Raw genomic sequence first — 341 nt, 5'->3', positions numbered from 1 at the left:
AAAGTAAACGACACAAGCAAAGCTATACAACAAATCTTGTAAACGGTAATATTCAGTTGTTGGATGGTCATATCAAATTACCTAAACTAAAAACAGTCAAAGTCAAACAACATAGAAAGATACCATCAGAACACAAAATTAAATCTTGTACCCTATCTATGACTTCATCGGGGAAATACTATATTTCTATTCTTACAGAATACGAGAAGGAGATAGAAAGCAAAAAAATTGAAAAAGTAGTCGGGTTAGATTTTGCGATGGATGGGTTGTTTGTCGATAGCGAGGGTGAGAAAGCCAATTACCCTAAATTTTATCGACAAATGCTTGCTAAATTAGCAATG

General features: G+C 33.7%; 1 pseudogene. It reads left to right on the top strand.

Annotation, left to right across the window (positions count from 1 at the left end):
- A pseudogene (locus tag ACFFIS_RS12755) lies at positions 1-341 on the top strand (RNA-guided endonuclease TnpB family protein); the annotation flags it as partial.

The sequence above is a fragment of the Paracerasibacillus soli genome, from assembly GCF_042432965.1.
In the GTDB taxonomy this organism is placed as follows: Bacteria; Bacillota; Bacilli; order Bacillales; family Amphibacillaceae; genus Paracerasibacillus; species Paracerasibacillus soli.
The sequence above is the reverse complement of the archived record's forward strand: the minus strand, read 5'-3'. Positions and strand labels throughout refer to the sequence as shown.